Annotated in this window: 18 protein-coding genes and 1 pseudogene; 11 read left to right on the forward strand and 8 right to left on the reverse strand. The window is 74.0% G+C overall.

The annotated features are described in order from the left end of the window. Positions 1-16 precede the first annotated feature (16 nt). Complete coding sequence (dtd, locus tag KUM39_RS21090) at positions 17-442, reverse strand: D-aminoacyl-tRNA deacylase (protein WP_217787298.1); 426 nt, start codon at positions 440-442, stop codon at positions 17-19. A gap of 158 nt (positions 443-600) precedes the next feature. Between dtd and KUM39_RS21095 the strand changes: the two genes are divergently transcribed. From KUM39_RS21095 to KUM39_RS21110, 4 genes are all read left to right on the forward strand, one after another. Then, positions 601-1,191: an RsiG family protein gene (locus KUM39_RS21095; RefSeq protein WP_217787299.1), complete on the forward strand. Its 591-nt coding sequence runs from the start codon at positions 601-603 to the stop codon at positions 1,189-1,191. Between the two features lie 62 nt (positions 1,192-1,253). Next, the gene (locus KUM39_RS21100) at positions 1,254-2,495 is read left to right on the forward strand and encodes a GNAT family N-acetyltransferase (protein WP_217787300.1); all 1,242 of its coding nucleotides are present in this window, start codon (positions 1,254-1,256) and stop codon (positions 2,493-2,495) included. 139 nt (positions 2,496-2,634) lie between these two features. Next, the gene (locus KUM39_RS21105; RefSeq protein ID WP_308288192.1) at positions 2,635-3,393 is read left to right on the forward strand and encodes an HAD family hydrolase; all 759 of its coding nucleotides are present in this window, start codon (positions 2,635-2,637) and stop codon (positions 3,391-3,393) included. A gap of 48 nt (positions 3,394-3,441) precedes the next feature. Continuing rightward, positions 3,442-3,954, forward strand: a complete 513-nt coding sequence (locus tag KUM39_RS21110) for a GNAT family N-acetyltransferase (protein ID WP_217787301.1) — start codon at positions 3,442-3,444, stop codon at positions 3,952-3,954. Between the two features lie 100 nt (positions 3,955-4,054). Here KUM39_RS21110 and KUM39_RS21115 read toward each other — a convergent pair whose 3' ends face one another. Next, a complete protein-coding gene (locus KUM39_RS21115; protein ID WP_217787302.1) occupies positions 4,055-4,957 on the reverse strand; it encodes an aminoglycoside phosphotransferase family protein in 903 nt (300 codons plus the stop codon). Positions 4,958-5,259: 302 nt separating this feature from the next. Between KUM39_RS21115 and KUM39_RS21120 the strand changes: the two genes are divergently transcribed. From KUM39_RS21120 to KUM39_RS21135, 4 genes are all read left to right on the forward strand, one after another. Further along, positions 5,260-6,135, forward strand: a complete 876-nt coding sequence (locus KUM39_RS21120) for a putative RNA methyltransferase (protein ID WP_217787303.1) — start codon at positions 5,260-5,262, stop codon at positions 6,133-6,135. 23 nt (positions 6,136-6,158) lie between these two features. Beyond that, the gene (locus tag KUM39_RS21125) at positions 6,159-6,620 is read left to right on the forward strand and encodes a helix-turn-helix domain-containing protein (RefSeq protein WP_217787304.1); all 462 of its coding nucleotides are present in this window, start codon (positions 6,159-6,161) and stop codon (positions 6,618-6,620) included. 91 nt (positions 6,621-6,711) lie between these two features. Next, positions 6,712-7,305, forward strand: coding sequence for an ATP-grasp domain-containing protein (locus tag KUM39_RS21130; protein ID WP_217787305.1), 594 nt, complete (start codon positions 6,712-6,714; stop codon positions 7,303-7,305). A 98-nt stretch (positions 7,306-7,403) separates the two neighbouring features. After that, positions 7,404-7,757 carry a DUF2516 family protein gene (locus tag KUM39_RS21135; RefSeq protein ID WP_246620497.1) on the forward strand — a complete coding sequence of 118 codons (354 nt, stop codon included), beginning with the start codon at positions 7,404-7,406 and terminating at the stop codon, positions 7,755-7,757. Between the two features lie 183 nt (positions 7,758-7,940). On the opposite strand, the gene KUM39_RS21140 is transcribed toward KUM39_RS21135, so the two are convergent. The 3 genes from KUM39_RS21140 to KUM39_RS21150 all read right to left on the reverse strand — a co-directional run bounded on the left by KUM39_RS21140 (position 7,941) and on the right by KUM39_RS21150 (position 11,733). Next, positions 7,941-9,230: a PP2C family protein-serine/threonine phosphatase gene (locus tag KUM39_RS21140; protein ID WP_217787307.1), complete on the reverse strand. Its 1,290-nt coding sequence runs from the start codon at positions 9,228-9,230 to the stop codon at positions 7,941-7,943. A gap of 300 nt (positions 9,231-9,530) precedes the next feature. Continuing rightward, positions 9,531-10,667, reverse strand: coding sequence for a C40 family peptidase (locus tag KUM39_RS21145; RefSeq protein ID WP_217787308.1), 1,137 nt, complete (start codon positions 10,665-10,667; stop codon positions 9,531-9,533). Between the two features lie 244 nt (positions 10,668-10,911). Beyond that, positions 10,912-11,733: a class I SAM-dependent methyltransferase gene (locus KUM39_RS21150; RefSeq protein ID WP_217787309.1), complete on the reverse strand. Its 822-nt coding sequence runs from the start codon at positions 11,731-11,733 to the stop codon at positions 10,912-10,914. 320 nt (positions 11,734-12,053) lie between these two features. Here KUM39_RS21150 and mshA point away from each other — a divergent pair, with 320 nt between their 5' ends. After that, a complete protein-coding gene (gene mshA / locus KUM39_RS21155) occupies positions 12,054-13,391 on the forward strand; it encodes a D-inositol-3-phosphate glycosyltransferase (protein WP_217787310.1) in 1,338 nt (445 codons plus the stop codon). Next, the gene (locus tag KUM39_RS21160; RefSeq protein WP_217787311.1) at positions 13,384-13,899 is read left to right on the forward strand and encodes a type III secretion system chaperone family protein; all 516 of its coding nucleotides are present in this window, start codon (positions 13,384-13,386) and stop codon (positions 13,897-13,899) included. Before mshA ends, KUM39_RS21160 begins: the two co-directional genes overlap by 8 nt. Positions 13,900-14,204: 305 nt before the next feature. Here KUM39_RS21160 and KUM39_RS21165 read toward each other — a convergent pair whose 3' ends face one another. Continuing rightward, on the reverse strand, positions 14,205-15,308 hold the full coding sequence (locus tag KUM39_RS21165; protein WP_217787312.1) for a helix-turn-helix transcriptional regulator: 1,104 nt from the start codon (positions 15,306-15,308) through the stop codon (positions 14,205-14,207). Between the two features lie 138 nt (positions 15,309-15,446). Between KUM39_RS21165 and KUM39_RS21170 the strand changes: the two genes are divergently transcribed. After that, positions 15,447-15,863: a VOC family protein gene (locus KUM39_RS21170; protein WP_217787313.1), complete on the forward strand. Its 417-nt coding sequence runs from the start codon at positions 15,447-15,449 to the stop codon at positions 15,861-15,863. Positions 15,864-15,879: 16 nt separating this feature from the next. Here KUM39_RS21170 and KUM39_RS21175 read toward each other — a convergent pair whose 3' ends face one another. After that, positions 15,880-16,353 carry a carboxymuconolactone decarboxylase family protein gene (locus KUM39_RS21175; protein ID WP_217787317.1) on the reverse strand — a complete coding sequence of 158 codons (474 nt, stop codon included), beginning with the start codon at positions 16,351-16,353 and terminating at the stop codon, positions 15,880-15,882. Between the two features lie 204 nt (positions 16,354-16,557). Further along, a pseudogene (locus KUM39_RS28305) lies at positions 16,558-16,907 on the reverse strand (MFS transporter); the annotation flags it as partial.

The following is a 16,907-nucleotide window of genomic DNA, read 5'->3' on the forward strand; positions in this document are numbered from 1 at the left end:
GGCGTGCGACGGGTCCTCACACCTCCAGCAGCACCGTGAACGGCCCGTCGTTCGTCAGCGACACCCGCATCGTCGCGCCGAAGCGGCCGGTCGCCACCGTCGCGCCCAGCGCCCGCAGTTGGGCGACGACCTCGTCCACCAGCGGCTCCGCGACCTCGCCGGGGGCCGCCGCGCTCCAGGTGGGGCGGCGGCCCTTGCGGGCGTCGCCGTAGAGCGTGAACTGACTGATGACCAGCAGGGGCGCGTCGATGTCGCCGCACGAGCGCTCGTCCGTGAGCATCCGCACCGACCACAGCTTGCGCGCCAGCCGGGCCGCGTGCTCCTTCGTGTCCTCGTGCGTGACCCCGACCAGGACGCACAGGCCCTCGCCGTCGATCGCGCCGACCGTCTCGCCGTCCACGACGACACTCGCGCCGTCCACCCGCTGCACCACCGCTCGCATGCGGACCATCATGCCGGGTGTGCGGACGGGGGGCACCGCCGGTCCACCAATGATCCCCAACTTCCCATCTACGGCCGTTCGGGGGCACTCGGTCACATAGCGGCCACTTGGGGTGGCACGATGCTTGCACACGCCGGTCGAGGGGACGGTCACACCACATGAGCAGCACATCGAGCACCGGGGACCTGGACACGCACCGGCCGCCCGCACAGCGCGCCGACGGCCCGGACACCCCGCCACTGCCCGCCGAACGGCAGCACGACCTGGCCCTGTTCAGCCTCGACCAGCTCCGCGTCCTGCGCCGGAACGCCCAGCGCGACGAGGCCGACCTCAGTTACGTACGGCGCCTGCTGCACGGCCGGATCGACATCCTGCGCGCCGAACTCGCCCTGCGCGGGCGGGCGTCGGTGCCCGCACCGGCGGACTCCTCCGTGGTCGAGCGGCTGCCGGAGATCCTCACCGACGCACCCGCCCGGCACCGCTCCTCCGCCCGGCACGTCACGGTCGGCCCGCCGCACAACGAGGAGTACGGACAGCTCGCCGCCGCCATGCTGGGCGAGGTCGAACTCTCCGACCTGACCGCCCGTACCGACCTCGAACTCACCTCCGCGATGGGCCGGTTGTCCCGGTACGAACAGGAGGTGTCCCGCTGCCGCCAGCACCTCCAGCGCACCGCCGACGACTGCAGCGGCGAGATCGCCCGCCGCTACCGCGAGGGCGAGGCCCAAGTGGACGACCTGCTGAACTGAGCGGCGCGGCACGCCCTTTATCCGGGCGACACACCCCGGCCGCGCTGTCTACCGTGGCGGCCATGACGATCGACGTACGTACCGTGACCGAGGGCGAGTTCCCCGACTGGGTCCGGGCCCGCAAGGTCGGCTTCCTGGAGGAACCCGCCGTCACCGAGGCCCAACTCGCCGCCCGCAGGCGCAATTTCGTGGCGGGGCGGCTGCTCGGCGCCTTCGACGCGGGCCGCTGCGTGGCGACCTTCCGCTCCTTCGCCCAGGAGGTCACGGCGGTCGGCGGCGCCCCGGTGGCCGCGAACGCGATCTCCAACGTCACGGTCACCGCCACGCACCGCCGCCGGGGCCTGCTCTCCCGCATGATGCGCCGGGACCTCGCGGCGGCCCGCGAGCGCGGCGACACGGTCGCCACCCTGATCGCCGCCGAGTACCCGATCTACGGCCGCTACGGCTTCGGCCCCGCCACCCACACCACCCGCTGGACCGTGGAGGTGCCGCGCGCCGGGCTCGACCCCCGCAGCTCCGGCCCGGAGGACGGCGGCCGGATCGACCTGGTGGACCTGGCCGACGTGCGCGAACTCGGCCCCGAACTGCACGACCGCTGGCGGAGCGTGACCCCGGGCGCGGTCAGCCGGGACGCCCTGTGGTGGGACCGCCACACCGGCACCGCCGACTTCGGCACGGCGTGGAAGGAGCCCTTCCACGCCGTGTACCGGTCCGCGTCCGGCCAGGTCGAGGGCATGATGGCGTACGCCTTCGACGACGAGTGGAAGGGCACGCAGCCCTCGGTCACCGCGTCGGTCGAGTGGGTGCTCGCCGCAACCCCGGGCGCCGAGCGCGCGCTGTGGCGGTTCCTCTGCTCGGTGGACTGGACGGTCCGGGTGGACACCGGGTGGCTCGGCCCCGACGCCCTGCTGCCGCACCTCCTCCCCGATCCCCGCGCCGCCCGCGTCACCGACCACGCGGACTTCCTCTGGGTCCGCGTCCTCGATGTCGTACGCGCCCTGGAGTCCCGTACGTACGCGGCGCCCGGCACCCTCGTCCTCGACGTGCGCGACGAGGACGGCCCGGCCGCCGGGCGCTACCGCCTCGACGCGGGCCCGGACGGCGCCACCTGCGCCCCGGCCCCCGGTGCCACCCCCGATCTCACACTCCCCGCCGCCGAGTTGGCGTCCCTCTGGCTCGGTGACCAGTCCGCCGCCCGCCTCGCCGCCCTCGGCCGCCTGACGGAGAACACGCCGGGCGCGGTCCAGCGGGCGACGCCCATGTTCCGGGGGGCGGTACGGCCGTGGTGCCCGGACGCGTTCTGAGGCGCGGCGGGCGGTGTCGCAGGGCGCGTACGGCTGCGGAGGGTGGTGTCGCGGGGGGAGGCGTGCGGCTGCCGGGACACGGGCGCGCCTCCGGTGAGGCCCTCTGGGAAACCGTGGCCCCGGACCTGACACTGAGTGAGTGACCTCCGAGACGACGACCCAGCCCGAGCCCCCGTCCCCGCCCGCGCCGACCGGTGTACCGCGTGAGCTGATCGCCGGTGCCCGGCTGGTGCTGTGGGACTTCGACGGGCCGCTCTGCCGCCTGTTCGCGCCCGGCTCGGCCGAACGGGTGGCCGCCGAACTGGTGGAACTCCTCGACGCCCACGGCCGTACCGACCTCCTGACCCCCGCCGAGCGCGCCGTGCCCGACCCGTGGGCGGTGCTGCGCGCCGTACACGCGCGCGACCCCGGCGGCACGCTCCCCGCCGTACTGGACGAACGGCTCGCCGACCGCGAGGCCGGGGCGGTGGCCACCGCCATGCCCGCCGCCTACGCCGACCCCGTGATCCGCACCTGGACCGCCGTCGGCGCGCGGATGGCGGTCACCGCGCACACGTCCGCGCGGGCCGTCGCCGCCTACCTGGCCACCCGTGGCCTGACCGGCTGCTTCGGCGGGCGCGTCCACGCCCGCACCCCCGCCCACCCCGGCCCCGACACCGTCCGCCGCGCCCTGGCCGCGTCCGGCGTGCCGCCCGCCGAGGCGCTGGCCGTCGGCAGCCTCCCCGCCCACCACGAGGCCGCGCGGGCGGCGGGCGTGCCCTTCCTCGGCGTGACCCCCGTCGAGCCCCGCGCTCACGCCCTGCGCGCCGCGGGCGCCCCCGTCGTCCTCCCCTCCCTCGCCCCGCTCCTCCCGGTCCTGCGCACGGTGTCCGTACGGGAGGTGGGGGCGGCGGGGTGAGGCGGAAACGGGGGAGACGGCCGGGCGGTCGGGCGGGAGACTGGCCGCATGCCCGAACTACGACGGCTGCGCGCCGACCACGCCCCGGCCGTCCTCGCCTTCGAGCTGGCCAACCGCGCCTGGTTCGCCGCGTCGATCACGGACCGGGGTGACGCATACTTCGCCGAATTCCCGGCCCGGCACGCCGAGTTGCTGGCCGAGCAGGAGGCGGGCACCTGCGCCTTCCATGTCCTGGTCGCGGAGGACGGCTCGGTGCTGGGCCGCTTCAACCTGGTGGACATCGCGGACGGCACCGCCGTCCTCGGCTACCGCATGGCCGAAGCCGCCACCGGCCGCGGCCTCGCCACCCGCACCGTCCACACCCTCTGCCACCTGGCAGCCACCCGCTACGCCCTCCACACCCTCCACGCCGCGACCTCCCACACCAACACGGCGTCCCAACGGGTCCTCGCCCACACCCACTTCGTCCCGAACGGCCCGGCGGACCCGTCCGCACTGGGCGGCAAGGCGGGCGTCTCGTACGTCCGCCACCTCCGCCCGGCGCGTGCACCGGGCCGGTGATCCTCCCTCGCGCACAGATCATGAACTCGTCCCCGAGCAGTGGAACTCGGCTCTGTCCAGCCAGACTTGGCGGTGCCCTGCCGGACGAGTGGGGCGGCGGTCAGGGGGTGGTGGTGTCCGTGAGGATCGCCTCCAGGCGGGCTCGGCACTCCGCGACGAAGGCCGGGAAGGTGGTCCAGTAGTACGAGAGTCCGGCGGCGCCGACCGCGATGGCCCAGGCGCGGGCGCGGGTCCAGGTCGTGGGGGAGAGGGAGAGGGCGTTCCAGTAGGCGGCACGTGCGGCGGGCGGCAGGTCCCAGGCGGGGGCGTGTTCGGCGTCGGGGTGGCCGACGGAGAGCGCGCCGAAGTCGATGACGGCGTGCAGGCGGCCGTCGCGGACCAGCAGGTTGGTCGGTTTGAGGTCGCCGTGCAGCCAGACGTGTGGTCCGGACGGCTCGGGGAGCGTGAGGGCGTCGCGCCACATCCGCTCCAGCGCGTCGAGGTCGAGCGCGTCCCCCGCGAGGGCCCGGCAGCCGTCCAGCGCTTCGGTGACCCACCCGTCGCACGGCACGAGGCTCCCGCCCCGGTACCACTCCAGTTCGTCGGCGCGGCGCGCGCCCATGAGGTCGATGCCGTGCAACTCGGTCACGAAAGAGGCGAGTTCGGCACCGAAGAGACTCCAGTCCGCCACTCTCCCCGCTCCGGCCTCCTCCCCGTCGATCCACCGCGACACCGACCAGGGGAACGGGAAGGCGCCGGTCGGCGTCCCGGCGTACACCGGCTCGGGAACCGGCCACGACAGCTTCGGCGCCAGCCGGGGCAGCCACATGTGCTCCTTGCGAACCGAGTGGGCGGCAGTCCGGGGCACCCGCACCAACAGCTCGTCCCCCAGCCGGAACATGGAGTTGTCCGACCCGCCCCCGACCCGCGCCAGCTCCATCCCGGCCCACCCCGGACACTGCTCCTCCAACAGCCCCCGCACGAGCCCCACATCCACGGCGATCTCACCTTCGTGCAGTGTCATGTCCCCAAGTCTGGCCGCGATCAACGGGGTTGGGCCAACGACTTTACGGGCCACCGGATGCCGCCTCGCGCGGCCCCGTAGGCTGGGCGCATGTGGACCCCGCACTCCCAGGCTCTGTGACCACGAGGCTCTGAGGGCGACGCCGTAGGACGTCGCCCTCCTCGGCGTGCCCACCGTGCGGCCCTTCGGGGGGCACGCGTCGAGCGCGCTCATTCCCCGCCGTCACCCGCGCGGCCCCCCTCGGAAGCGCGCGGCGACGGCCCCTCCGCTCACCGTCGCCCGCGTCCTCACCGGAGTGCCCTGTGCCCGCGCTGTTTCCCCCTGCCCTCGTACCCTTCCTCGACGTGCTGTGCTGCCCGGTGTGCCGGGCGCGTCTTCACCCCGGCCAGGGGGCGCTGCGCTGTCCGGACGGTCACGCCTTCGACATCGCCCGCCAGGGCTACGCCGCTCTCCTGACCGGTGCCCGTGCCACCAGCGGGGACGACGCGGACATGGTCCAGGCCCGGATGCGCTTCCTGGCCGCCGGTGCGTACGAGCCGGTCCGCGAGGCCCTGACCCGGCTGGCCGCCGACGCCCTGCCCGGCCCGGGCACCGTCGCGGACCTCGGCTGCGGCACCGGGCACTACCTGGCCGGTGTCCTCGACCGACTCCCCGCCGCCCGCGGGCTGGGGCTGGACACCTCCGTACGCGCCCTGCGCGCCGCGGTGCGGTCCCATCCGCGAGCCGCCGCCGCGAGCTGGGACGTCTTCCGCCCCTTCCCGCTGGCCGACCGGTCGCTCGATCTCGTGCTCAACGTCTTCGCGCCGCGCAACCCGCCCGAGTTCCACCGCGTGCTGCGTCCGTCCGGACGGCTCATCGTGATCCGCCCCACGCACCACCACCTCGCCGAGCTGCGCCGCCGCTTCCCCGCCATGCTCACGATCGACCCGGCCAAGGAACAGCGCCTGCACACCGCCCTGACCCCCCACTTCGAGCCCACCGACACCCTGCGCGTCGCGTACACCACCCCCCTGACCCCACAGGAGTCCCAGGACCTCCTGACCATGACCCCCACCCGCCACCCCGCCCCGGCCACTCCCACGGACCCCGGCTCCCTGCCCGGCCGGGTCACCGTCTCCGTACTGGCCACCGCGTACCGGCCGGTGCACTTTTGCAAGCAAGCTGCTTGCAATTGTTAGCGCGGGTGGGGCATGGTGGAGGCATGGCATCGCTCAGCGTCGGGAATCTCGGGGAGTATCTGCGGGAGCAGCGGAGGACCGCTCAGCTCTCGCTGCGGCAGCTCGCCGATGCCGCCGGGGTGTCGAATCCGTATCTGAGCCAGATCGAGCGCGGGCTGCGCAAGCCGAGCGCGGAGGTGTTGCAGCAGGTCGCCAAGGCGCTGCGGATCTCCGCCGAGACGCTGTACGTCCGCGCCGGAATCCTCGACGCCGAGCGGGACCGGGACGAGGCCGAGACGCGCGCCGTCCTCCTCGCCGACCCCTCGCTGAACGAGCGGCAGAAGCAGGTGCTGCTCCAGATCTACGACTCGTTCCGCAAGGAGAACGGCTTCGGCGCCGAGGGGATACCGGGCGCCGAAGCTGACGGCCCCGGCAGATCCGACGGGTCCGCCGGACCCGGAGAACCCGGCGGCCCCGGCGCTGCTCGGCGGGCCGCCGACGCCTGAGCGTTCGCGCCGCCCGCACCGTCGCGGATCACGTCGTCCACGTACACAAGACCCTCAGTCGCAAGCGAATCGAATCCGGGAGGACCCCACCGTGGCCATCACCGACGACCTGCGCAAGACCCTCAGCGACCCCACCCCGCTCTACTTCGCCGCCGGTACCGCCGACCTCGCGTTCCAGCAGGCCCGCAAGGTGCCCGCGCTGGTGGAGCAGCTCGCCGCCGAGGCACCGGCCCGTATCGAGGCCGTACGCAACACCGACCCGAAGGTCGTGCAGGAGAAGGCGACCGCCCGTGCCAAGGAGGCGCAGGCCGGGTTGCAGAACCGGGTCACCGAGTTCATCGGCGGTCTCGACCTGGACTTCAAGAAGCTCGGGGAGAACGCCCAGGACCTCGCGCTGCGCGGAGTCGGCGTCGCCGCCGAGTACGCCGTCCGGGCCCGCGAGACGTACGAGAAGGTCGCCGAGCACGGCGAGCAGACCGTGAAGACCTGGCGCGGCGAGGCCGCCGAGGACATCGAGGAGCTCGCCATCGCCGTCGAGGGCAAGCCCGAGCCGGTTGAGGTCAAGCACGAGCCGAAGCCCGCCGCCCCCGCGGCCGCCGCCCAGGCCAAGCCCAAGCCCGCCCGCAAGACCCCGGCGCCCCGCAAGGCCGCCACGACCAAGAAGCCCACCCCGCCCTCCGAGTGACCACCCCCGCACGGCGTGTTCTCCGGGTACGGTGACGACACGCCGTACGCGGCGATCGCGTACGGAACGGGACAGAGCAGGAGGTGGATGTCGTGTTGATGCAGGGGTTTCAGGGGTTCATCTCGCTGCTCTACTACGCGATGCTGGCGATGGCCGTCGTGGCGTTCGTGCTGGCGCTCGTGGCCAGGCCGGACGCGTACCGCGCGGCGGACAAGCAGAACAAGGGCTTCTGGCTGATCATCCTGGGGATCGCCGTCGTGGTGAACCTCGTGGTGCCGATGCTGTTCCTCCAGATCGCGGGCCTCATCGCCTCGATCGTGTTCTTCGTGGACGTCCGTCCCGCGCTCAAGCAGGTCTCCGGTGGCGGAGGCGGCGGCGGGGGCTGGGGCCGACGTGGTGGCCGGGGCAGCAGCAGCGACGGACCGTACGGGCCGTACAACGGCGGTCGGTGAACCGCCAGCGGGGGTGCCCGTAGGTGACATGAGAGGAAGCGGGGCCCGTTCGTTCCGGGCCCCGCTTCCTCGTTCCCGCCGAGTTCCCTGCCGGACACCCGGCCGGGCCTCTTGCCGGACACCCGGCCGGGCCTCTTGCCGGACACCCGGCCGGGCCCCTCGCCGGACTCCCGCCGCGCTTCCCTACCGCGTGCGGTCCAGCAACACCACCGCCACGTCGTCCGTCAGCTCGCCCCCGTTGAGGTCGCGCACCTCGCTGACCGCCGCCCGCAGCAGATGCGCCCCGCGCAGCCCCTCGCCGAGCTGGCGGCTGATCATCTCCACCATGCCGTCCTGGCCGAGCCGTTCCCCGTCCTCGCCGACGCGGCCCTCGATCAGCCCGTCGGTGTAGAGCATCAGGCTCCACTCCGAGCCGAGTTCGACCTGCATCCGGGGCCAGCGGGCGCCGGGCAGCAGGCCGAGGGCGGGCCCGTTGTTCTCCTGCGGGAGCAGCTTCGGCGCACGGCCGGGGCGGGCGACCAGAGGGGCGGGGTGCCCGGCGAGGCAGAGCCCGGCGCGGCGGCCGTCGGGCGCGATGTCCACCGTGCAGAGCGTGGCGAAGATCTCGTCGTCGGCCCGCTCGTGCTCCAGCACCTGCTGGAGCGTGCCGAGCAGTTCGTCCCCGCACAGTCCGGCCAGCGTCAGCGCCCGCCAGGCGATCCGCAGCTCGACCCCGAGCGCGGCCTCGTCCGGACCGTGCCCGCACACGTCCCCGATCATGGCGTGCACGGTGCCGTCCGGGGTGCGCACGGCGTCGTAGAAGTCGCCGCCGAGCAGCGCGCGGGAGCGGCCGGGGCGGTAGCGGGCGGCGAAGCGCAGCGTGGAGCCGTCCAGCAGGGGCGTGGGCAGCAGACCGCGCTCCAGGCGGCGGTTCTCCTGCGCGCGCAGCCGCCCCTCCGCGAGCCGCCGCTCGGCGGTGTCGGAGCGCTTGCGCTCGACGGCGTAGCGGATGGCGCGGCTGAGCAGCCGCGCGTCCAGCTCGTCGCGGAACAGGTAGTCCTGGGCGCCGACGCGTACGGCCTCGGCGCCGCGCTCGGCGTCACCGGTGGCGGTCAGCGCGAGGACGGCGTGCCGGGGCGCCAGCTCCAGCACGTGCCGCAGGACGGCCAGCTCGTCGCCGTCTCCGCCGCCGGGCGCGGGCAGGGCGAGGTCGAGCAGGATGCAGTGCACGTCGTCGGTGAGCAGCCGCCCGGCCTCGGTGAGGTTGCGGGCGGTGCGCACGCGCAGCGCGGTGCCGGACGGGTCCAGCAGGTTCGCCGCGAGGGCCGAGCCGGACGGGTCGTCCTCGATCAGCAGCAGGGTGAGAGCGGTGCCGCCCGCGCTCGCGGCGGCACGGTGAGCCTCTTCCTTGAGGGAGCCGTCCCGCGGGACGGCCGGCGCCACACCACTCTCCACGGCCGGGATCGCTCTCGGCCGGGGTACGGGTACGGGCATCGTCTGGGTTCCTTCCCTCCCCCCGAGGGCAGGTGGGGCGAGGGACCTCGACCCACCGTCGGAGGACCATAGCGGCATCGGCCGCCCCGGCGGAATGGCACGGGCCCGGCCGCCGGGGCGCAGGCCACTGTCATATGCCGTTTTATGTACGACAGTTGGACACGCCACGGGGTTCCGCGGGATGACGAAGCTCACTACGGCCCCGCCGGGCAGGGGCGTTGGCGTGCGCGGGGTCACATGACGGGGGTCACGGTCGCGCCGCCCGGCACGCCCCCGGGAGTGCCGCCCCCCGGTACGCCGTCACGCGTCGGGGCGTACGACCCCCAGGATCGGCATCGTCCCGGCCCCCGCGACCGTCACCGTGCGGCCGGGACGCGGGGCGTGGATGATCATGCCGTCGCCCACGTACATCGCCACATGGCTCGCGTCGGCGAAGTAGATGATCAGATCGCCGGGCCGCATGTCCGCCACGGCCACGTGCTTCAGCTGCCGCCACTGCTCCTGCGAGGTGCGCGGCACCGGGTGCCCCGCCGAGGCCCACGCCTGCGAGGTCAGGCCGGAGCAGTCGAAGGAGTCGGGGCCCTCGGCGCCCCAGACGTACGGCTTGCCGAGCTGCTCGGTGGCGAACCGGACGGCCTCCCTGCCCTGCGCGGAGCCGGTGAGACCGGTCTTCCCCGGGGTGCCGGGCTTCTTCAGGGCGCCGGTGTCCAGCCACCTGGTCTGTGCCTCGCGGGCCGCCTTCCGCTCCAGCTCCGCGAGCCGGTCCCGCTCCTTCCGCTCCAGCCGAAACTCCAGCGCGCGGGCCGTGTCGATCTGGGCGGTGATCCGCTTTTTCGCGGCGGCCTTCGCCTTGCGGTCGGCGTCCAGCCGGTGGCCCTCGGCCGCCGCGTCGTCGGTCAACTCGCGCAGTTCGTCCTGGGTGCGGGTGGTCTCCGCGATCAAGTTGGTGGCCGCGCGCTGCCCGTTGAGGACGGAACCGGCGCCGTCGAACACCTTCTGCGGGTCGTCGCTGAGCAGGAACTGCGCGGCGGGCGGCAGCATCCCGGTGCGGTACTGCTCGCGGGCCGAGGCGCCCGCCTGGTTCTTCAGCAGGGCGAGTCTGCGCCGCCCGTCCTCGATCCTCCGCTCCAGCCGGGCTATCGTCCGCGCCTGCTTCTCGGACCGCTCCTCGGCCGCGTTGTACGCGTCGGTGGCGACGGCCGCGTCGTGGTAGAGGGCGTCCAGCTTGGCGCGGACCTTCTCAAGGTCCTTGTCCGGTGCGGGAGTCGGAGGTGCGGGTGACTTCGGCGGCTCGGGTGCGTCGGCGGACCCCGCGGACGCGCCGGACACGGTCCCCACCGGCACGGAGGCGTACGCCGTCGCGGGCACCGCCAGGGCGCACACCGCGCAGACCACGGTCACGGCGGCGGCGAGCAGGCCGCGCTTGCCCGAACCCATACAACCCCCCAAAGCTGATTAACCCGTCAGTAACTTCCGGTCACCGAGGGGATGGTGCCACGCCGGGACGCGGAACGACAGAGGTCGTCGCCCTCCCCGGCCGACCGCCCTCCCCGCCGACCGCCTCGCTCTTGTTACGTACGGGGCACGGAGATCGTTCCCGTCCGCCCCGGACGCATTCCCCGCCGGTGGGGAGGGGGTTCGGGGCGGTCGGGCCAAGTCGCTTGGTACGAGGGGTACTTGGCTACGACGCCGACCGCGCCGGTGCCAACGCGTCCCACCGCACGGTGACTTCGCCCTGCCGCCACCGCACCGGGGCGTCCGTCACCGGCCAGTCGGCGCGCAGGTCCCGTACCGCACGTGTCCAGCGCTGCCGGGCGCCGTAGGAGGCGTAGGGTGCCGCGGCGGCCCAGGCGCGGTCGAAGTCGCGGAGGAAGGCGTGCACCGGCTCGCCCGGCACATTGCGGTGGATCAGCGCCTTCGGAAGGCGTTCGGCCAGGTCGGACGGGTGGTCCAGGGAGGCGAGCCGGGCCGCGAAGGTCACCGTGCGCGGCCCCTCGGGACCGAGCGCGACCCACACATGGCGGCGGCCGATCTCGTCGCAGGTGCCCTCGACCAGCAGCCCGCCGCGCGAACCGTCCCCGGGCGGGGCGAGCCGCGCGCACAGCCGCTCCCACACGGCGGCGACCTGCTCCTCGTCGTACTGGCGCAGCACGTTCGCCGCGCGGACCAGCAGCGGGCGGCCCGGCACCGGGATCTCGAAGCCGCCGTGCCGGAAGACCAGGCCCTCGCGCTCGTACGGCCGTGCGGCGGCGACCCGCTCCGGTTCGATCTCGACGCCGACCACGTGGGTGCGGGGGGCGGCGGCGCGCAGTCGGCCGAGGAGTTCCACGGCGGTCCAGGGCGCGGCGCCGTAACCGAGGTCGATGGCGAGCGGGTCGGCGGCCCGGCGCAGCTCGGCGCCGTGCGTGGCCGCGATCCAGCGGTCCATGCGGCGCAGCCGGTTGGGGTTGGTCGTCCCGCGCGTCACCGTTCCCACGGGGCGGGGGGTCGTGCGGGGTGCCATGCGTCGAGGGTATGCGGCGAACGACCCCGCGCCCTCGCGCCCTCCGTGGCCCCCGTGCTCTCGCGCCCGGCGACCCCGGTGCCTTCGTGCCCTCCGGGCCCCGCGACCCCGGCGCCCCGCAACCTCCGCGCCCATCGAACGGTTGACCGAACAATCGTAATGATTACCTAAAGTCGCTTGATCGGGAAATGATTCGACCCCCGCACGCTGTTTCAGCACCCGGAGGGCGCGACCGGCCCTCGGGAGGCGTGCCCGCACGCGGGGAGGCATGCCCGTACGCGCATCCGCCGTCCGCGTCCGCAACGAGGAGGAAACGCCACGTGAGCCAGTACGCCGGCAGGCTCGGGCGTCGCTCTGCGGCGGACCGGGCGCGGCTGAGGCTGCACCGCAGGCCCCGCCGTGTCGCCATGCTCTCCGTGCACACCTCGCCGCTGCACCAGCCCGGCACGGGCGACGCGGGCGGGATGAACGTGTACATCGTGGAGCTGGCCCAGCGGCTGGCGGCGATCAACATCGAGGTCGAGATCTTCACGCGGGCGACCTCCGGCGGCCTACCCCCGACCGTGCAGCTCGCACCCGGTGTGCTCGTCCGGCACGTGGACGCGGGCCCGTACGAGGGGCTGGCCAAGGAGGACCTGCCCGCGCAGCTCTGCGCGTTCACGCACGGCGTGATGCAGGCGTGGGCAGGGCACCGCCCCGGCCATTACGACCTGGTCCACTCGCACTACTGGCTCTCCGGGCAGGTCGGATGGCTCGCCGCCCAGCGCTGGGGCGTACCCCTGGTGCACGCGATGCACACGATGGCCAAGGTGAAGAACGCCAGCCTGGCCGAGGGCGACACCCCCGAGCCCGCGGCCCGCGTGATCGGTGAGACGCAGATCGTGTCGGCGGCGGACCGGCTGGTCGCCAACACCGCCGAGGAGGCCGCTGAACTCGTACGGCACTACACGGCCGACCCCGCGAAGGTCGCCGTCGTCCACCCCGGCGTCAACCTCGACCGCTTCCGCCCCGGCGACGGCCGCGCCGCCGCCCGCGCCCGCCTCGGCCTCCCGCAGGACGCGCTGATCCCGCTGTTCGCGGGCCGCATACAGCCGCTGAAGGCGCCGGACATACTGCTCCGCGCGGTCGCCGCGCTGCTGGCCGAGCGGCCCGCGCTGCGCTCCCGGATGGTCGTCCCCGTCGTCGGCGGGCCCAGCGGCAGCGGCCTCGCCAAGCCGGAGGGGCTCCAGAAGCTCGCCGCCCGGCTCGGCGTCGCGGACGTGGTCCGCTTCCATCCGCCGGTCGGCCAGGAGCAGCTCGCGGACTGGTTCCGGGCCGCGTCGGTGCTGGTCATGCCGTCGTACAGCGAGTCGTTCGGCCTCGTCGCCATCGAGGCACAGGCTGCCGGTACGCCGGTGCTCGCGGCCTCCGTCGGCGGGCTGCCGGTCGCTGTGCGGGACGGCGTCACCGGGTTCCTGGTGGACGGCCACCGCCCGGCCGACTACGCGCGGCTGCTGGCCCGCTTCGCGGACACGCCCGCACTGTCGGCGGGCATGGGCGAGGCCGCCGCCCGGCATGCCCGGGGCTTCGGCTGGGACGCCTCCGCCGCCGCGACCGCCGACGTCTACACCGCCGCCGCCCAGTCCCACCGCCGTCACGTACGCTCGCAGCATGGCTGAGGCGGAGGAGCGGAGCGCACAGGCGGTACGGGTGGTCGAGGCCACCCTCAAGGAGGCCGGACTCGACTGGGAGAGCCCCGAGTCGGGCACCTACGTCGTCCAACTCCCCGGCACCCGGAAGCTGTTCACCACCGTCTCGCTCCGCGTCGGACGCCACACCCTCTCCCTCAACGCCTTCGTCATCCGCCACCCCGACGAGAACGAAGCGGGCGTCCACCGCTGGCTCCTTGAGCGCAACCTCAAGCTCTACGGCATGAGTTACGCCCTGGACCCCCTCGGCGACATCTACCTCACCGCACGCCTCCCCCTCTCCGCCGTCACCCCGGCCGACCTCGACCGCCTCCTCGGCCAAGCCCTCGAAGCCGCCGACACCGCCTTCAACCCCCTCCTGGAACTGGGCTTCACCTCCGCCATCCGCAAGGAGTACGCGTGGCGGCTGTCGCGGGGCGAGCCGACACGGAACCTGGACGCGTTCCGGCACCTGCTGGAGCGCCCGACCGAGGACTGAACTCCGACTCGGTACACCCAACACCCGTCCGCCCAGCCCTACTTGCCGCGCCGGACCCCGTTGGGGCCGGGATGCCGTAGGCGGTGCTGAACGCCCGTACCCGGTGGCAGGGGTGGGCGTGGAGGAGGCGGGACGCGGTCGTGAGGGTGCGGCCCTCGACCGCGTGGGCGTCCAGCAGTTCACGCAGGGCGGCTGCCAACTAGCTCTGCTGCGGCAGGCGTTGAGACCCCCGAGTCCCCAAGTGCGCCCGTGGCCGCTCCCCGACCAGCGCGATTCCGCTCTCCGCCTCCAACTCCCCGCCCGGCCTAGGGCGGGCCGTCGGGTGGACGGGCGCCCGACGTCAGGCGGTCCGCGAGCGCCGTGACGAGGTCGCGCAGTGCGGCGGGGCGCTCGACGACGAACGGCCGGTCGAGCGCGGCGAGCGTGCGGGGCAGCCAGTCGAGCCGCTCCACCCGGAGTTCGACCCGCAGCCAGCGCTCGCCCGCCGGGTCCCGGCCGGTAGGAGGCCCGTACTCCGTCAGGCTCGCCACACCGGCGGGGAGGTGTACGCGGATCTGCTCGGCGGTCCCGTGGACACGGAGGGTCACCTCGTGCCGGTACGCGGCGGCGGCGAACCCCGACAGCAGGCGTTCCGCCGGGCCGGGACCCGAGGGCGCCTCGAACGAGCCGGGCAGCGTCCGCGCGCCCGCGATGCGGTCGAGCCGGAAGGTCCGGTCCTCACCGAGCCGGGCGTCCTCGCCCGTGACGTACCAGCGGCCCGCGTGGGCGACGATCCCGTAGGCGTGCAGGGTGCGTTCGGTGCGCCGTCCGGCGCGATCGGTGTAGTGGACGGAGAGCGGCCGACGGTGGCGCACGGCGTCCGCGACGGTGAGCAGCAGCTCGGCGTCCGCCGGGGCGAGCGGGAGCCCGGCGCCCGGATGCTCCGGCTCGCCACCGGGCCGGAGCGTGAGGTCCGGCCGGTCCGCGAGGTCTCGCCGGTCCGTGAGGTCCGGCCGGTCCGTGAGGTCCAGCCGGTCCGTGAAGTCGAGGGCGTCCAGGAGCGCGTCGAGCCGGTGCGCGATCCGCCGGGGCAGCACCCGCCGGATCTTCGCCGACGCCGTCTCGCTCGCCGTGCGCTCCACCGCCGTCAGCCCGGCCCGGCGGCCGGTGAGCAGGCCGAGCAGTACGGCCAAGGCCTCGTCGTCGCTGAGCATGAGCGGGGGCAGGCGGTAGCCGGGGGCCAGCCGGTACCCGCCGTAGCGCCCGCGCACCGACTCCACCGGCACGTCCAGGTCGATCAGATGACCGACGTACCGCCGTACCGTGCGCCCCTCGACGCCGAGCCGGTCGGCCAGCTCGGCCACGGTCCTGGTGCCGCCCGACTGGAGCAGCTCCAGGAGGGTCAGGACGCGGCCGGTGGGTCGGGGCATTTCCGCAGCCTAACGCGCATACCGGACGGATTCTGTCCACTATTTCTCCTAGCCTCCGACGTGCACGCCCGCACGGTGGCGTGCACATCCCGCTCGTCCCGACCGGCCCGCCCGTCCCGCGCGGCCAAGGAGATCCCCATGCACTTCGTCTCGATCCGCGTCATCACCGGCGACGTCCCGCGCCTCGTCGAGTTCTACGAGCGGGCCACGGGGCTGCGGGCGACCTGGTTCACCGAGGACTTCGCCGAACTCACGACGGGGCGCGGCGCCACCCTCGCCATCGCCGGTACCCGTACCGTCCCGCTGTTCGCCCCGGACTCCGCCCGCCCGGCGGACAACCACAGCGTGATCACCGAGTTCCTGGTGGACGACGTGGACCGCGTGCACCGGAACCTGAGCGGCTTCGTCACCGACCTCGTCAGCGGGCCCACCACGATGCCCTGGGGCAACCGTTCGCTGCTGTTCCGCGACCCGGACGGCAACCTCGTCAACTTCTTCACCCCGGTCACCGAGGCGGCCGTCGAGAAGTTCGCAGGCCGTAGCCGCCTGCTGTAGCCGCAGGGCGGGCCGCTCAGCCGAACATCCCCGGCCGGTAGTCCCCGGCGGGCTGCCGGACGAGCACGTTGACCCTGTTGTACGCGTTGATCAGCGCGATCAGCGTCACCAGCGCGCCGAGCTGCTCCTCGTCGTAGTGCTTGGCCGCGTTCGCCCAGACCTCGTCGGAGACACCGCCCGCCGCGTCCGCGATGCGGGTGCCCTCCTCGGCCAGCTCCAGCGCGGCGCGCTCGGCGTCGGTGAACACGGTGGCCTCCCGCCAGGCCGCGACCAGATGCAGGCGCTGCGCGGTCTCCCCGGCGGCGGTGGCGTCCTTGGTGTGCATGTCGGTGCAGAATCCGCAGCCGTTGATCTGGCTGGCCCGCACCTCCACCAGCCGCTGCACGGTCGCGGGCAGGCTGGAGTCGGTCACCGCCTTCCCGGCCGCGTTCACGTGCCGCAGCGCCTTGCCGAACACCGGGTTGGCGAACAGGTCGAGGCGGGCTTCCATGCTCATGGGGTGCTCCTTCGGTGAGCCTGTGTCTCCGAGTCTGTGGCCCGTACACGTGGACCACATCTCCTTGACGGGGGCGGGGGAGCGGATGTGACATGGGCGAGTGTGACGCCGGTCACGGTGGGGGCGTCCGTGGGGCGGTGGGGGTCGGTCGTGCGGGTCGTATCGGCCGTACGGGTCGTACGGGTCGTACGGCGATGATCAGCGCGTCGGCTCGACAGCGGCCCCGGAGACGGCCGGGGTGCCCTTGTCCGCCGTACCGCCCGCTGTGGCCACGTTCACTGGATCGCCGACCGAACCGGCACCGCCGCCCGTGCCAGTGCCCACGCCCACGCCCCGCATGAGCACCGCGTACCCGATCCCCGCGACCGTGCCCACGGCCGCGCAGAGCCCCCAGAGCCAGTCGGCGCCGAGCCGGTCGAGGACCGTACCGGAGACGAGTGGGGCGACGAGGGCGGCGACGGACCAGGAGAGGCTGTAGACGCCCTGGTAGCGCCCGCGCCCGTGGGCGGGGGAGAGGCGGACGACCAGGCCGGTCTGGGTGGGGGCGT

It is taken from the genome of Streptomyces corallincola (assembly GCF_019104725.1).
Classification (GTDB): Bacteria; Actinomycetota; Actinomycetes; order Streptomycetales; family Streptomycetaceae; genus Streptomyces; species Streptomyces corallincola.

Coding starts and splice junctions, on each gene's coding strand:
- KUM39_RS21165 (WP_217787312.1), bottom strand. CDS start 15,308: ATGCCCCGACCCACCGGCCGCGTCCTGACCCTCCTGGAGCTGCTCCAG.
- KUM39_RS21175 (WP_217787317.1), bottom strand. CDS start 16,353: ATGGAAGCCCGCCTCGACCTGTTCGCCAACCCGGTGTTCGGCAAGGCG.
- KUM39_RS21170 (WP_217787313.1), top strand. CDS start 15,447: ATGCACTTCGTCTCGATCCGCGTCATCACCGGCGACGTCCCGCGCCTC.
- KUM39_RS21125 (WP_217787304.1), top strand. CDS start 6,159: ATGGCATCGCTCAGCGTCGGGAATCTCGGGGAGTATCTGCGGGAGCAG.
- KUM39_RS21150 (WP_217787309.1), bottom strand. CDS start 11,733: ATGGCACCCCGCACGACCCCCCGCCCCGTGGGAACGGTGACGCGCGGG.
- KUM39_RS21095 (WP_217787299.1), top strand. CDS start 601: ATGAGCAGCACATCGAGCACCGGGGACCTGGACACGCACCGGCCGCCC.
- KUM39_RS21145 (WP_217787308.1), bottom strand. CDS start 10,667: ATGGGTTCGGGCAAGCGCGGCCTGCTCGCCGCCGCCGTGACCGTGGTC.
- dtd (WP_217787298.1), bottom strand. CDS start 442: ATGCGAGCGGTGGTGCAGCGGGTGGACGGCGCGAGTGTCGTCGTGGAC.
- KUM39_RS21140 (WP_217787307.1), bottom strand. CDS start 9,230: ATGCCCGTACCCGTACCCCGGCCGAGAGCGATCCCGGCCGTGGAGAGT.
- KUM39_RS21100 (WP_217787300.1), top strand. CDS start 1,254: ATGACGATCGACGTACGTACCGTGACCGAGGGCGAGTTCCCCGACTGG.
- KUM39_RS21110 (WP_217787301.1), top strand. CDS start 3,442: ATGCCCGAACTACGACGGCTGCGCGCCGACCACGCCCCGGCCGTCCTC.
- KUM39_RS21115 (WP_217787302.1), bottom strand. CDS start 4,957: ATGACACTGCACGAAGGTGAGATCGCCGTGGATGTGGGGCTCGTGCGG.
- KUM39_RS21160 (WP_217787311.1), top strand. CDS start 13,384: ATGGCTGAGGCGGAGGAGCGGAGCGCACAGGCGGTACGGGTGGTCGAG.
- KUM39_RS21135 (WP_246620497.1), top strand. CDS start 7,404: ATGCAGGGGTTTCAGGGGTTCATCTCGCTGCTCTACTACGCGATGCTG.